Below are 14,701 nucleotides of genomic sequence, written 5' to 3'. Positions count from 1 at the left end.
GGTCGCTGCTGCCGCCGTGTCCATCAAACGACCGCCGGTCTCTGGCGGACCCTGGGCGTGCAGTTACTCGACGAACGCCTCGATCCGGGCCATCGCCTCGCGGAGGTCCTCGAGACCGGTGGCGTACGACACCCGGAGATGGCCCTCGCCGCCCGCGCCGAAGACGTCGCCGGGGACGACCGCCACGCCCGTCTCGTCGAGCAGCGCCTCCGCGAACGCCTCGGCGTCGGGCCACGGGCTCTCGGGGAAGACGTAGAACGCCCCTTCGGCCTCGAAACAGTCGATTCCCATCTCCTCGAAGCGCGAGAGCACGAACCGACGGCGACGGTCGTACTGGGTGCACATCTCCGCCACCGCGTTGTCGGCGTGTTCGAGTGCGTCGAGCGCGGCGTACTGAGCGGTCGTGGGGGCCGACAAGAGCGAATACTGGTGGATCCGGTTCATCGCCCGGATCGTTTCCGGCGGTGCGAGTGCGTAGCCGAGCCGGAGGCCGGTCATCGCGTAGGCTTTCGAGAAGCCGTTGAACACGATGGTTCGCTCGCGCATCCCCGGCAACGTCGCGATCGACGTGTGATCCCGTCCGTACGTGAGCTCGGCGTAGATCTCGTCCGAGAGAACGGTGAGGTCGTGCTCGCGGGCGAACGCCGCGATCGGGGCGAGCTCCTCGCGGGTCATGATCGCGCCAGTGGGGTTGTTGGGATAGCAGAGCACCAGCATGTCGGCCTCCCCCGCATCGTGTGCGTCGAGGACCTCGGGGGTGAGCTTGAACGCGTCTTCCTCGCGGGTCGGCACGCGAAGCGGCTCGCCGCCGGCGAAGATCACGCCCGGCACGTACGAGATGTAGGCGGGCTGGGCGACCGCGACGCGATCGCCGGGATCGAGGAGTGCGCGGAAGGCGACGTCGATCGCCTCCGATGCGCCCGCGGTCACGATGATCTCCTCGTCGGGATCGTAGTCGAGAGAGTACTGCTCGTCGACGTTCGTCGCGATCGCCTCGCGGAGTTCGGCCATCCCGCGGTTCGCGGTGTAGGAGGTCCGGCCCCGTTCGAGGGAGTCGATGGCGGCCTCGCGCGCGCTCCACGGCGCGGTGAAATCGGGCTCGCCGACCCCGAGCGAGATCACGTCGTCCATCTCCTCGGCGAGCTCGAAAAATCGCCGAATCCCGGAAGGAGGGACGCGTTGGGTGCGCTCCGAGGGATTCATGGAGAGACCGACAGCCGATCGTCGTCGTGGCCGTCGTCGAATTCGACCCCGCGCTCCTTGTACGTCGTCATCAGGTAGTGGGTCACGGTCTGGGTGATCTCGGGCACCGGTGCGACCTTCTCGGAGACGAACCGCGAGACGTCGCTCATCGAGTCGGCGCGCACCCCTAGCGAGAAATCGTACTCGCCGGAGACCAGCCGGAGCGACTCGACTTCGGGGAACTTCGCGAGCCGGTCGGCGATGTCGTCGTAGCCCGTCTCGCGGTCGAGCGTGACGTTGCACTCGACCAGCGCGCGCACCGGCTCGTCGTCGACCTGCCGCCAGTCGACGACCGCCTGATACCCCCGGATCACGCCCTCGTCTTCGAGAGTCTCGATGATCGCCTCGATCTCGCCTTCGTCGGCGTCGATCTGTCGGGCGAGATCGGTGGTCGAGTAGCGCGCGTTCTCGCACAGCAGCGAAAGCACCTCCTCGCGAACGCTCATACTACCGAGGCCACCAGCCCGGGGCAAAAGACTTCCGCCCGACCTACGCGTCGGGGTCGTTTTCGAGGAACGCCGCCGCCAGCTCGCGCTGGGCTTTCCGGAGGTGGTTGTGAAGCGTGGGGGAGGTGATCCCCATCGACTCCGCGACCTGCTCGGCGGTGGAGTCACGGGGCCAGTCGTAATACCCCGCGAAGTACGCCGCCCGCAGCGCGGAGCGCTGTTTCTGGGTGAGGCGCTCGTCGAGGGTCTGTCGGAACGTACCCTCGGTCCGGAGCGGGAGTTCGACGGTGCGTTTCGACAGCAGCTCTGCCCCCGGGTACGCCGCCTCGAACCCGTCGACCACGGTGCGAACGTCGGCGTCGGTGGCGATCTCCGCCACCACCCGTGCTTCGCCGTCCTCGGCCGTGAACTCCTGGACCGTTCCCCCGACCTCGATCAGCGTGTTCACGGGCGAGTCGGTGATGGCGAGTTCGAACACGCTACCCGTCTCGCGCTCGCTGACGAGTCGCGCTGACGCGACGAGGTCCGATTCGTCGGCGGCATCGAGCACGCGCTCGGGCGCGACGCCGTCGACGACGACGTACTGGAGGAGCGTTCCGTCGGCACCGGGAACGACGCCGTCGAGGCTGTACCGACAGTCGAGGCGCTCGGTGAGGCGGGTGGCGAACCCCGAGCCGTCGGGAACGTGGAGTTCGAGCGCGACCGCGGTGTCCGACAGCAGGAGCCGCATGTTCTGGGCGGCGTTGATCGCGAACCCGGCGATCTCGCCGAGCACCGCGAACCCGGACTGTTCGCGCTCGCTGAAGGCGTCCCGTCGCGTGGAGTACACCGCGAGCACGCCGTACACCACGTTCTCGTAGGACAGCGGGATGGCCGCCGCCGATCGGTGCTCGTGATCGGTCGCAGCTTCGTCCTCCACGATCGAGCCGTCGGCTGGATCGAGAACCTGTACCCCACCCGTCTCTAGCGCGCGTGCTGCCGGTTCCGCGACCGCCCCGCCGTCAGTCGCGACATCGACCCCGTCGGTGTCGTCGATCCCGGCTCCGGTCCGTACCGCGAGGTCGCCACCCGCGCCGCGCTCGGCGATCCACGCGAACTCGTAGAGCTCCGAGGCGGCGAGGCGCTCGCAGATCGTGTGTTCGATCTCGTCGCGCGTCGCCGCGGCGACGAGGTTACGGATGATCCCCTGGATGACTGCGTTGATTCGATCGAACGTCGCGAGTTCGTCGCGCTGGGCGGCCAGCCGGCGTTCGCGCTCGGCCAACGCCCGCTCCGCCCGGCGCTGGGCCACCGCGTTCTCGATCCGGTTCGCGAGCACCGCGTACTGGTCGGTGCCGGTGTCCTTCCGGAGGTAGTCAGTGACGCCCGCCGAGATCGCTTCGCTCGCCACCTCCTCGCTCCCTTTCCCCGTCGAGAGGACGAACGGAACTTTCGAGTGCTCCTCACGAACCGCTTCGAGGAACTCCAGTCCGTCGAGCCCCGGCATCCGGTAATCGCTGACGATGCAATCGGGGACTCCCTCGTGATCGAGCCGGTCGAGAGCGTCGCTGGCGCTGGTTTCGGTGACGACCACGAACGACTCCTGGAGGTCCTCGAGAAAGCGCGCGGCGACCTCGACGAGGCGCTGCTCGTCGTCCACGAACAGCACGCGGATCGGCTCGGTCACGCTCGCCTCGTCGTCCGACGACATTCCTCTCAAAACCATTCCGCTCGACGTATTAATATATCGTCTGTCAGTTCGCACTCAGTTTTTCGGTGTTTACCGACAGACGGCCGACGAATTCGATCTCTCTTGCAGTTCGAGCGGTCACATTCGTGTCTCATCGGACGTCTGTGTCCGGATCTCGAAGCGTGCGCCGCCTGCCTCGCTTTCGTCGACGGTCACCGTCCAGTCGTGAGCTTCGGCGATGGATCGGACGATCGAGAGCCCCAACCCCGTGCCGTCGTCGGCGGTGGAGTACCCACCCTCGAACACGTTCTCGCGCTCCCCGTCGGGGATTCCCGGGCCGTCGTCTGCAACGAAGAGCCCGCCATCGTCGAGCGCGCCGACGGTCACGGCGACGTCGTCGTGTTCCGTTGTGTCGTCAGGTGAAGCCTGACTGTTCGTGGAGCCGTGTTCGACAGCGTCCTCCTGAGCCTGCGAAGGTGGGTTTGTGGAGCCATGCTCCACAGCGTCGCCGGCCTCCGACCGGCTGCTCGTCGAACCATGTTCGACGGCGTTCCGGAACAGGTTCTCGAACAGCCGCGCGAGCCGGTCGGGATCGGCCTCGACCTCGCCGGGATCGTCGACGGTGAGCTCCGCGGTTTCGGTGCCGGCGGTGTGCCACGCTCGCTTGGCGACCGTCGCGAGCGAGACGCGCTCGGTTGCGCCGATCACCCGTCCCTGTCGCGCGAGCGTGAGCACGTCCTCGATCAGCTCGTTCATCCGGACGAGCGCCGCGTCGATCTCCTCGTGGTGTTCGGAGTCCTGTTCCCTGCGTGCGAGTTCGAGTCGGCCGCGCGCGACCGAAAGCGGGTTCCGGAGGTCGTGGCTGATGACGCTCGCGAACTCCTCCAACAGCTCGTTCTGGCGTTCGAGCTCGCGCTGGCGGCGTTGCTGATCGGTGATGTCGGTGTAGATCGAGTAGCCCTCGGCGTTGCGCTCGTCGAGTGCGATCGGCACCACGTGCAACAGGAAATCCCTGACCCCGTCGGCCGTCCGCCGGCGTGCGGTCGTTCGGAGCCGTTCGCCCGCCAGCAGCCGTTCGTTGAGCTCGTCGGCCTCGTCGTCGTCACTCATTGGAACGATGAACTCGTCGATGTTCTCGCCGGCCACCGTTTCGGACGAGTAGCCGAAGACTTCCTCGAACGCCGTGTTGACGTCCCGGACGATCGGCTCGCCGTCGACGAGGTCGTAGCGGAGCGCGGCGTCGGGAACGTTCTCGAACAGCGCCGCGAGCCGATCGTGTTCGGCGACGAGCCGTCGCTCGCGGTCTGCACGCGAGAGCGCCGCCTCGGTGTTGGTGGCGAGGAGCTTCGCGAGCGAAACGTTGTCATCGTCGAACGCGCCCGGCTCGGTCGATCCGATGTTCAACACGCCGAACTCGCCGATCGGGACCACGATCTCGCTGCGGAGCGGCGTCTCGGGATCGAAGACGTCGGCTTCGCGGTTGACGTGGTCGTACCGACGGGTCTCGCCGTCTTCGAACGCCTGCCACGACAGGCTCTCGCCCCCGGTGTATGTCGGGGCCGTCCCGAACAGCTCCACGCCGCGCTCGGAGATCGCTGCCGGGCGGAGCACCGCGTCGGCCTCGTCGTGGAGCCAGATGCCGCACATCGGCATGTCGAGCACGCGCTCGACCGTCGCGACGGCGATCTCGGCGATCTCGTCGCGGTCGGCCGCGTCGATCATCGCCCGCGTCGCGTCGTGGAGCGTCTCGATCGCCGCTTCGTGGCGTTTCTGGGCGGTAATGTCTCGGATCGTGGCGGTGAAGCGATGCTCGCCCTCGGCGGCGTGTTCGCCGAACGAGACGCCGAGCTGGATCTCGCGTCCGTCTCGGTGTCGACCGGGGAGCTCGATCCACCCCCAGTCGAGATGCTTGTCTCCCTCTCGGAGATACCGGTCGAGCCCTGCGAAGTGGGGATCGTGAAGCCGGTCGGGCATGACCGTCGTGAGCGACTCGCCCTCGAGTTCGGTGGCGGAATAGCCGAACACCCCTTCGACCGCGTCGTTCGCGTACCGAATCGTACTGTTCTCGTCGATGGTGACGACTGCGAGCGTGGTGTTCTCGGCCAGCGCCCGGAACCGCGCCCGCGCTGCCTCGAGTTCCCCCTCACGCTGCTTGCGCTCGGTGACGTCCTCACAGATCATGACTGTCCCTTCGAACTCCGTGTCGTACGGGAGCAACGAAACCCGGATTTTGAGCGTACGCCGATCCCCGTTGGGCGGAGTGATGGTGAGTTCGTACGTCCCGGTCGTGCGCTCGGTGTCCGCCGAGAGCAGGTCTCGTACTGTCGTGGCGTACTTCTCGATGCTTTCCGGCGGAACGATTCCGTTCTCGACGAGCGTCCGGAACGGTTTCCCGCGGAGCTCCATCATGGGGTAGCCTGCCATCGATCCCGCCCGCTCGTTCCCCCCGACGACCGTCCCATTGGGATCGACCACGAACATCCCGACCGGCGCGGTTTCGACCATCGTCTCGTAGCGTTCCAGCTCGCGCTCACGCTGCTTGCGCTCGGTACTGTCGCGGATCACGCCGACGGTCCCCTGGAACGCTTCTGCTTCCGCCGTCGGGAGCAGTGCGACCTGAATCTCACACGGGAACGTACTGCCGTCGGCGGGATGCACGGTGGCCTCGAAGGACTCGCTGACGCTCCCGAACGAATCCCGCGAGAGCAGATCGCGGATCAGGGCCCGTCCGTGTTCGATGTCCGCCGCTTCGAGGAACGTCGAGACGTGCTTGCCGAGCAGCTCCTCGCGCGCGTAGCCCGTTTTCTCGACGATGGTGTCGTTGACGCTCGTGACCTGCCCGTCGGTATCGAGTGCGTAGATCCCGTCACCGGCGGCGTCGAGCATGCGTTCGTGGCGTCGCAGCTGTGCCTCGCGGTCGACCCGATCGAGCGCGACTGCCGCGTTCGCCGCGAGCACCTGTGCCAGCCTGATGTCAGCGTCGTCGAACGCGTCGTCGGACAGGCCGATGCTCAGCGTTCCGTGGTCGCCGAGCGGCACGTACATGGAGCTCTCGAACGGGAGGTCGTCCGCACCGTACTCGGCGACGCTCCCCGCGGTCAGGACGGGCTCGTCCGAATCGAGCGCACGCCACGGGAGTGCCTCGCCGTGGGCGTAGCTGGGTCGTTCGCCGAGCAGCCGTCTCGCGGCATCGGACACCGCGACGGGTTCGAGCGTGTCGGTGTCCGAGTCGTGCAGTCGCACGGCCGTCGCCGAAAAACCGAGCACCTCCGCCGCGGCCTCGATGGTCGCCGTCGCGACTCCCACCCGGTCGTCCGCGCGGACGAGATCACGGGTCGATTCGTGGAGCGCCGTGATCGCCGCCTCGCGACGTTTGCGACCGGTGATGTCGCGACCGGAACCGATCACTCCGTACACCGACTCGCTGTCGGTGAGCGGTGCGCCGTTGAACTCGTGGGGGATCGCCTCCCCATCCGAAGTCACGAACGCCGACTCGACGGTGACGGTTTCGCCGCGCTCTGCGATCGCCGCGATCCGATCGGCGATCAGATTTTGGTCGGCCTCGGGGACGAACTCGAGGGCGTTCATCTCCGCGATCGTCTCGTCGTCGTACCCCACCGTCGCGGCGAACGCGTCGTTCCACCGGAGCATTCGGCCCTCGGGATCGAACGCGTAGATCGCGTCGGGAATCGCGTCGAAGACCCCCTCTGCGACCGCGCGCTCCTCGCGGAGTTCGCGCTCGCGCCGTTCGAGTGCGGCCCGGGTCTCGGCCGCGTCGATCGCCTGCCCGATCGTGCCCGCGAGCTCCGCGAGCGCCGTTCGCTCCTCCTCGCCGAACGCGTACCGCCGACTCGAATAGACCACCAGCACGCCGTACTCGACCTCATCGTACGAGAGCGGCAGTGCGATCACTGACTCGTGGTCGTAGCGATTGGCGGTCTCCGCCCACGGCTCGAACGTCTCGTCCTCAGTCAAGTTCCGCGTGGTTTGAACGGCCCCCAAGCGGAGCGCTCGTCCGGCCGGGCCGCGACCACGGGGTGTGTCGTCGGCCCGGACGGTGATCTCGTCGAGATACCCCGTCCCCGATCCCGCGCGCTCGCTGATCACGACCCGGTCGCCGTCATCGGGCTCGCCGATCCACGCGAGCGTGTACGGTGTCGACCGGGCGAGACGCGCACAGACCTGCTCCTCGATCCCCCCGCGAGTCGACTGGCCGACGAGTTCGCGCTGGACGTCGCTGATCACGCCGTTGATCCGGGCGAGTTCGTCCGCCCGGCGCTCGGCACGGTGGGCCTCGACCGCGTTCTCGATTCGGTTTGCCAACAGTTCGTACTGCTCCGTTCCGGTTCCCTTCTGGAGGTAGTCGGTGACACCCGCCGAGACGGCTTCGCTCGCGATCTCTTCCGATCCCTTGCCGGTGAACAGCACGAACGGGCGATCGGTGTCGATCTCTCGTACCGCGGCGAGGAAGTCGAGCCCGTTCATCCGGGGCATCGTGTAGTCGCTCACGATGCAGTCGAACGCCGCCGGATCGCGTTCGAACCGGGCGAGTGCGGCCGCGCCACCTTCGACGACCGTGACGTCGAAGTCGTCGCGAAGCCGCTCGAGGTGCGTCGCCGCGAGGTCCGCAACCGCCGGCTCGTCGTCGACCAACAGCACCGCGATCTCGCCATTCATGCTCGTTGTTGTCGAGTGCGTCGCCGCTGGCAAAAACCTATCTGCACCATTCCGCCGACGACCGACAGCGAGCGGCTCCAAGCGGTGTCGAGCCATCTTTGGTCCTCGCGCACGTGGGTCGGCCGTGACTCTCGAAGAATCCGCACGCGAACTCGACCGTGGCGACGAAGCTCCCGACTTCGAACTCCCCGGTGCCGACGGCGAAACTCATGCTCTCGCCGATTTCGCCGACCACAAGGCGCTGCTGGTGACGTTCACTTGCAACCACTGTCCCTACGCCCAGGCGAAGTTCGACACCCTGAATCGGCTCGCTGACGACTACGACAACGCCGCTGTCGTGGGGATCAACCCCAACGACGCCGAAGAGTATCCCGACGACTCCTTCGAGACGATGCAGGAGCTCGTCGACGAGGGTACGATCGATTACGACGCCTACCTCCGCGACGAGTCCCAGGACGTCGCGCGGGCCTACGGCGCGGTCTGCACCCCCGATCCGTTCCTGTTCAAAAGTACCAACAACGGGTTCGAACTCGCCTACCACGGCCGGCTCGACGACGCCCACGGCCCCGACGAACAGCCCTCCGGCGAGCCAGGCTTCGAGATGGCGGGTGCGATCGAATCGGTGCTCACTGGCGTCCCGGTGGACCACGAGTTCCGGCCGTCGCGTGGCTGCTCGATCAAGTGGCAATAATACATGAAAACTCGAACAAACGTTATTGTGTCCGTTCCCTGAATCTGCTAGATCAGTCCGTATTTGAGTGTATCAATCCCCTCCCACTGTCTGGCGATCACGGTACCATACCAGTGTGTCTAGGAGTGTAAGTACCGACATAAACGCGATAATACCTGCCATCTCCCACACTACGCCTCTCCCGACACCGATCAGGCTGAGGAGGAAAAGCACGACAGCACTGGCGACCACCGAAATGATCGGGAACAACACCGCCACACCCGCTGTACGAATCCCCCTCATAAACTGATGTTTCTGTTCGTTGTTGTATGAGTTTTGCACTATGGTCATGATCGGCACACGGACCGCAACCGTGATTCACCGATGAACCGCACCGCTGACCGCCACCACAACCACGCAGCACCGCCCGAGCCCTCGGCCATTCACTCCGTTCGTGGCCTTCGCCCTCGATCCGCCAGGACCGCCACCGCTCCGCTGACCGCCGACCACTTTGCCGCACCGCACCCGCGCCGCAGCCGCAAACTCAGCCCTCGCCAACGAGGTCGTCGTAGCGCGCGCCAGTTTGTTTCAGCGTCTCGGTCGAGTAGAGACGTTCGTGGTCGTAGGGCAGATGGTCGCCGGCGAGTTCGTCGACTTTCGCGTCGACGGCGTCGGACTCGCGGCCGTGGATCATCGTGAAGAGGTTGTACGGCCAGTCCTGCTCGGGCCGGCGCGGACGGTGATAGCAGAGCGTGACGTACGGCAGCGCCCCCACCTCGGTCCCGCGGGCGTCGAGTGCGTCGTCGGGCACGTCCCAGACCACCATGCAGTTCGCGTCGAACCCGGTGACGACGTGGTTCACGATACAGCCGATCCGCTTGATACAGCCCGCATCGCGCAATCGGTGAACGGCGTCGAGCACCTCGTCCACGGGAGCGTCGATCTCCTCGGCAACGTCGCGGTACGGCGTCGCAGTTAGCGGGAATCCTTCTTGGATCGCAAGCAGCAAGCGCGCGTCGAGCGCCGAAAGATCGCCGGCGGCGTCCTCACCGATCCGGGTCGGCGAGACGTCGGTTTCGTCGACTCCTTCCCGAGCGAACCGATCGGTGTTGACCACGGGGAATTCGAGATCGATGTAGAAGTCGGTCAGCATCGGGAGCCGCAACACGCCACAGCCCGTCCGCTCCTCGATCTCGTCGAGGATCGTGTCGCGGGTCTCGCGCGATCCCGCAGTAACCACGAACCACATGTTCCAGTCGTGATCGCGCCGGTAGTTGTGGTTGACCTGACGATAGCCGTTGACGACTTCCGCGATTTCGTCGAAGCGTTCTTCGGGGGCTCTGACCGCGGCGAGCGCCGACGATCCGATCACGGGCGGGTTGAGGACCGCGCCGAACCGCCGGAAGACGCCCGCTTCGCGCAGCCGCTCGACGCGCGCGAGCGCTTCGGCCTCGCTCACGCCCAGCTCGTCGCCGACGGCCTCGAAGGGACGTTCGCGGACGGGGAACCCGCTCTGATAGCCGTCGACGAGTGCGGCGTCGACGTCGTCGAGATCCGCGCGCCAGCCCTCCGCCAGCGAACTCATTGTTTGGAGGAGGAGCCCTCGACACAACGGTCTATCGGTTCGGCGGAACTATCCCGTTCGCGCGTCCACTCACCGCATGACCGGGTTCGAAGATCTCACTGATCGGGTCGCGCTCGTGACGGGCGCGACCGGCGGCATCGGGCGTGTCGTGGCGCGGCGACTCGGCGGCCGCGGCGCGACCGTGGTCGTGGTCGGACGCTCGCGCGAGCGCGGCCAGGCAGCCGTCGATGAGATCGAGCGCGCGGGCGGCGAGGGAGCGTTCGTCTGCGCCGACCTCGCTACGACGGACGCCGTTCGCGGGCTCGCCGACGCGTTCCGTGAGCGGTACGACCGCCTCGACGTTCTGGTCCACAACGCCGCCTGCTCACACGACGACCGCCGGCTCACCGACGACGGGTACGAGAAAACGCTCGCTGTCAACCATCTCGCGCCGTATCTCCTGACCCACGAACTGCTCGACCTGCTCCGTGCGTCCGCACCGGCCCGCGTCGTCAGCACCTCTTCGACGGTCCACCGACGCGGCGAAATCGACGTTGACGACCTCCACCTCGAATCGGGCTACGACGCGCTCGACGCCTACGCGCGCTCGAAGCTCGCGAATCTCCTGTTCACCATCGAGCTCGCCGCGCGCCTCGACGGGACTGGCGTGACCGCGAACGCCGTCCATCCCGGGTTCGTCCCCGGCAGCGGGCTCTACCGGGACGCCTCACTGCCCGTCCGCGCCGCTACGGCCGTCGCCGCACGCCTCCCCTTTGTGGGGACTTCAGTCGAAGATGCCGCCGACGGTCTCGTTCGACTCGCCGCAGCGTCCGAAGTGGCCGAAGTCAATGGTGTGTACTTCGAAGGATGCGAGCGCGCCGACCCGGACCCGCGCGTCCACGACGACCAACTGCGTGAACGTCTCTGGAAGGCGAGCGCCGACTTCGTCGGTGTCGATCCCGCGTGGCCGTGACCCGAGCACCCAGATCGACGAAAGCCGGCTGCTGTCAACCGCGGTGGCGCGCGGGAGCGGAGCGCGGCGCGACCGAAGGGAGGGCCGCGGACGTGAACGGGGAGGGACGACCCGTGAGCGCGTCGAAGACGCGCGACTCGCGCGAGGGATGACCGAGTGAGCGTAGCGAACGAGGGGGTCGGTTGGGGAGGGTGTGGCCTGCGGTCTCTCGTTTGTGTCGGGATTAGCTATAGCCAAGTCAGCTGTCCTCACCGAATTCCAATCGCCGAGTTCGATGGTGTTCGATTCAGGAGCGCACCGAGCGGGAGCCTTTTGCGCCACGCGATCCAACACGAGTCATGGCCCAGATCACAGAACAGTACGGCGAGTGGCCGCTCAAGCGACTCATGACCGAGGTCGTCGGCTCGGGACACAAGTCCGCCGACGACATGACGCGCGACCAGGCCAGCGAGGCGATGACGCGGATCCTCGATCACGAACCCGACCACACCACCCTCGGCGCGTTCTGGCTCGCGAACCGTTGGAAGCGCAACACCCCAGAGGAGCTCGCGGCGTACATCGACGTCATGGCCGAGGAGTCGGTGAACGTCGCCGCTCCCGACTGCGATCCCGTCGACTGCGGTGCGAACTACGATGGCAAGGGACGCTCCGCGATCCTCGGTGTCGGAGCGGGCGTGGTCGCTGCCGCCGCCGGCACCCCGGTCGTCGCCCACTCCGGCGACCGCGTCCCCACGCAGAAGCAGGACGCCTACAAGCACGTCCTCGACGCCTTGGAGATCCGGACCGAGATCGAACCCGACGAAAGCGCTGCGATGGTCGACGAAACCGGGTTCGGCTTCTACTACCAGCCGCAATTCAATCCGGGGATCGACGCGCTCGCCGATCGCCGCGACATGATGGGGGTGCGGACGTTCGTCAACACGATCGAGACGCTCGCGAACCCTGCCGGGGCCGACGTCCACCTCGGGAGTTTCTACCATCTGCCCTACGCGAAGCGGATCATCGACACCTTCGAAGCCAGCGAGCGCTACGACGTGCCCCGGGTCGTGATGTTCCAGGGGATGGAGGGGTACGACGACATCCGGCCGGGCTCGACGACGGTCGCCGTGGGCGAAGCCGGCGAGCTGGAGGACTTCACGATCGAGACCCCCGAGTACGGGATGGACTTCGACGAAGAGGATCTCGGGGTCGAGGACGTGGCCGCCGACTCCGCGGCGATTACCGAGGACGTACTCGCGGGCGAGCGCGAGGGAGCGTTCGCCGACGCCATCGCGCTCAACGGCGCGTTCCGGATCTACGCCCGCGAGGACTGTGAGTCGCTCGACGACGGCCTCGCGATGGCCCGCGACGCCATCGCCGACGGGAGCGCCGAAGCGGTCCTCGACGACCTCCGCGCGTTCTGAGACCGCCGGGGCTGTCGTCGAGTCCACGACCGGAACCCGTTCGGCAGACCAGCTTTCCGCCGGCCAACTGCCGATTTCGGAGCGATCAGAGTGCCTGGTCCGTGCCGAGCCCCGCTTCCCGTGCCGCCCCGTAGATCGCCGTGGCCGCGGCGACGTCGAACACCGCCGATCCGACGCTTTCGACCACGACGATCTCGTCGGCGGACTCCCGGCCTGCGTCGTCCTCGAACAGCGCCGCCATCGGGACGAGATCGGCGGCGGTCAGCGACGTCGCGGCGAGATCGCCGGTCGTCGCCGCCTCCTCGGGCACGTCCGCGAACACACGCGCCGCACGATCGAACACTCCTGGTTCGAGCTCCTGCATCCCCGACTCGTACGCCCCGATCGCCACCACGAGCGTTCCGGGTCCGAGCGCGTCGGCCGGGAACACCGGTTCGGTGCTCGTGGTCGCCGTCACGACCACGTCTTTGTCGCGAACGGCGTCGGCGGCCGATTCGACGGCCTCCGCCGGAATTCCCTCCTCGTCGAGCGCGTCGACGCACTCGTGTTTCGAGTCGCTCGGCGAGTAGATCGCGACGCTCTCGACGTCACACAGCGCGGCGATGGCCCTGGTCTGCCACCGCGCCTGCGCGCCCGCCCCGACGACGCCGATTCGAACCGGGTCGGTCGCGAGCTCGCGGGCGGCGAGGCCGCCGATGCAGCCGGTTCGTGCGTTGGTGATCCGCGTCCCGTCGAGGAAGGCGACGGCCTGGCCGGTGCGTGCGTCGGCGAGCACGATCTGGGCGTGGAGCGTCGGCAGCCCGCGGTCGGCGTTGCCCTCGTGGATGCTGGCGAGCTTCGTCGCGAAGTAGTCCTCGCCGTGAACGTACGCGGGCATCACGAGGCCCGTTCCGAGGGGGTCGTCGGAGTCGAGTCCTTCGCCGACCGGGTAGTGGGGTCGTTCCGGGCGTTCGACCGCCCCCGCGGCCTGCTTGACGAGCGCGTGCTCGACCTCACTGGCGAGCGATTCGAGGGCGAGCACCTCGTCGATCTCGGCGTCGGTGAGCACCAGGACCATGCGTTCGCCTCGCCAGCGACCGGGTTATGGGTTTCCCCGCTTCGGTGTGAGGGCGGGAACGGTCGTAGAAATATTCGAAAAGCGAAACGAACGGGTTTGTTGAGGTTCCTGAATGATGATTGGATTTTAAGTCATGCTGTATATAAGGGTCGTATACAACAAATAGCGTTTTCTAACGAACGTGTGACGATAGCAGAGAATCAAATATCTCTATCAGAGAACATCTCTGCATCCTCGTAGCCAAGCTCGTCGGTAACACGATAGTTCACATCTCTTTCTTTAACAATCGTGATGACCACTCGCTTGGCAGAGACATTTTCACCACCGTCAGTCGCAGCTGTTCGGTTAGGGACATCGTCACTGGAATTGGCTTCAAGTAATTGATTATAGTGTTGAGCGACCCATCGATCACCCCATAGACCGTAGAACACTTCTTTAAAGAAGTTTCGTGTCGCTCGATTTGAAAACTTCTTGCTCATTTCTGGTAGTGAAAGTTTAGTGTCAGCAAGACCGTCTGCTACGAGTTGGGATGCAGGGAAGAATCGATAGGTGTCATTGTAATAGATATTCGCAAAGCTGGCTGGAGTGTGTCCCTGCATTGTGTTGCATTGATCGACGAGTTTGGTTGTCGCACCTGATCGATTTGTCGCATTAGCATAGTACTTGGCCTGCGATAGAAATCCCCAGTCTGTGATTGCGGCTCTCGTCGCATACACAACCATAAATATAAAATCGGCTCCCACGACAGATTCAGCCCGTGGATTAATCTTAGAAAGTTCGTCAGCCGCGACGAGATGCTTCATCGAGGCGCTATTCAGTTTGCTAACTAGATTGTGGATGAATTCATCAGTAATATCTTCCTCATCCGATACGCCCAGGGTGGTGTCACGAGTAATTAGCGCCGCTTCTTGTGCTACTGCACCGAGATTTTCTGCCTCATCCAGCGAGAGCATATCTTCTCAGAAGCGGGCAAAATCCAAAACCGTTTATACTATTGCTC

11 protein-coding genes are annotated in these 14,701 nt (G+C 65.7%); 3 read left to right on the top strand and 8 right to left on the bottom strand.

The features are described from left to right. Positions 1-63 precede the first annotated feature (63 nt). The 4 genes from C450_RS01895 to C450_RS01880 form a co-directional block, all read right to left on the bottom strand. The gene (locus C450_RS01895; RefSeq protein ID WP_005039331.1) at positions 64-1,203 is read right to left on the bottom strand and encodes a pyridoxal phosphate-dependent aminotransferase; all 1,140 of its coding nucleotides are present in this window, start codon (positions 1,201-1,203) and stop codon (positions 64-66) included. Further along, a complete protein-coding gene (locus C450_RS01890; protein ID WP_005039329.1) occupies positions 1,200-1,688 on the bottom strand; it encodes an Lrp/AsnC family transcriptional regulator in 489 nt (162 codons plus the stop codon). The genes C450_RS01895 and C450_RS01890 overlap by 4 nt, the downstream gene beginning before the upstream one ends. 43 nt (positions 1,689-1,731) lie before the next feature. Continuing rightward, the gene (locus C450_RS01885) at positions 1,732-3,378 is read right to left on the bottom strand and encodes a bacterio-opsin activator domain-containing protein (RefSeq protein ID WP_005039326.1); all 1,647 of its coding nucleotides are present in this window, start codon (positions 3,376-3,378) and stop codon (positions 1,732-1,734) included. A 117-nt stretch (positions 3,379-3,495) separates the two neighbouring features. Then, complete coding sequence (locus C450_RS01880) at positions 3,496-8,034, bottom strand: PAS domain S-box protein (protein WP_005039323.1); 4,539 nt, start codon at positions 8,032-8,034, stop codon at positions 3,496-3,498. A gap of 124 nt (positions 8,035-8,158) precedes the next feature. On the opposite strand from C450_RS01880, the gene C450_RS01875 reads away from it, so the two are divergent. Next, entirely contained in the window at positions 8,159-8,725 is a 567-nt protein-coding gene (locus C450_RS01875) for a thioredoxin family protein (protein WP_005039321.1), read from the top strand. A gap of 72 nt (positions 8,726-8,797) precedes the next feature. On the opposite strand, the gene C450_RS01870 is transcribed toward C450_RS01875, so the two are convergent. Continuing rightward, the gene (locus C450_RS01870) at positions 8,798-9,055 is read right to left on the bottom strand and encodes a hypothetical protein (RefSeq protein WP_049909784.1); all 258 of its coding nucleotides are present in this window, start codon (positions 9,053-9,055) and stop codon (positions 8,798-8,800) included. 193 nt (positions 9,056-9,248) lie between these two features. Then, the gene (ahbB, locus tag C450_RS01865; RefSeq protein WP_005039315.1) at positions 9,249-10,289 is read right to left on the bottom strand and encodes a siroheme decarboxylase subunit beta; all 1,041 of its coding nucleotides are present in this window, start codon (positions 10,287-10,289) and stop codon (positions 9,249-9,251) included. A 76-nt stretch (positions 10,290-10,365) separates the two neighbouring features. Here ahbB and C450_RS01860 point away from each other — a divergent pair, with 76 nt between their 5' ends. Continuing rightward, on the top strand, positions 10,366-11,241 hold the full coding sequence (locus C450_RS01860; RefSeq protein ID WP_005039313.1) for an SDR family NAD(P)-dependent oxidoreductase: 876 nt from the start codon (positions 10,366-10,368) through the stop codon (positions 11,239-11,241). Between the two features lie 338 nt (positions 11,242-11,579). Beyond that, on the top strand, positions 11,580-12,644 hold the full coding sequence (locus C450_RS01850) for an anthranilate phosphoribosyltransferase (protein ID WP_005039308.1): 1,065 nt from the start codon (positions 11,580-11,582) through the stop codon (positions 12,642-12,644). Positions 12,645-12,729: 85 nt separating this feature from the next. Here C450_RS01850 and C450_RS01845 read toward each other — a convergent pair whose 3' ends face one another. Both C450_RS01845 and C450_RS01840 read right to left on the bottom strand, forming a co-directional pair. Beyond that, complete coding sequence (locus tag C450_RS01845) at positions 12,730-13,701, bottom strand: ornithine cyclodeaminase family protein (RefSeq protein ID WP_005039306.1); 972 nt, start codon at positions 13,699-13,701, stop codon at positions 12,730-12,732. A gap of 200 nt (positions 13,702-13,901) precedes the next feature. Further along, positions 13,902-14,654 carry a hypothetical protein gene (locus C450_RS01840; RefSeq protein WP_005039304.1) on the bottom strand — a complete coding sequence of 251 codons (753 nt, stop codon included), beginning with the start codon at positions 14,652-14,654 and terminating at the stop codon, positions 13,902-13,904. Positions 14,655-14,701: the final 47 nt, after the last annotated feature.

The sequence above is a fragment of the Halococcus salifodinae DSM 8989 genome, assembly GCF_000336935.1.
GTDB lineage: Archaea > Halobacteriota > Halobacteria > Halobacteriales > Halococcaceae > Halococcus > Halococcus salifodinae.
The sequence above is the reverse complement of the archived record's forward strand: the minus strand, read 5'-3'. Positions and strand labels throughout refer to the sequence as shown.